This window comes from Vibrio sp. 03_296, from assembly GCF_002265885.1.
On record NZ_NPKW01001352.1, the window covers coordinates 1 to 453 of the forward strand.

Sequence of the window (453 nt, forward strand, 5' to 3'; positions counted from 1 at the left end):
TTTTCAACCTAAAACATACTGCTATGAACTCACTAAAGTAGGCATTCGATATACCATAGAAGAGAATGTACATGAAAACTTTTACAAGTTCTCTCGCGCTGGAGGTAAATTTGCGGCTTTTGTCAGTGTTATTGCGGTTATATTTTTGGGGCCACTTGCATTAGCTGGTGCGGGTGCGGGGTTACTTCACGCGAGAGCCATGTCTAATCATAGAAAAAGGACAGAATACGAGGAGTATATTATTCCGAGTAGCTTTCGTGTTCGGTATCAACATAGTCGCCAGCAGGTTGCATTAAACCCTAGGTTTGAGTTGGAAATGCAGGAGATCGGAGCATGGGAGATGACATCACCTCCGGGTATACATATAGAYAAATCTGATCTTTATAAGTTGTTTTATTATCTTAAAAAGGAGTTTGACGTGTTATATAAAGTAAGTCAATAGCTTTAAAGAAC

At 39.6% G+C, this 453-nt stretch carries 1 pseudogene; it reads left to right on the forward strand.

Annotation, left to right across the window (positions count from 1 at the left end):
* Positions 1-434, forward strand: a pseudogene (locus CIK04_RS35315) (hypothetical protein); the annotation flags it as partial.
* Positions 435-453: the final 19 nt, after the last annotated feature.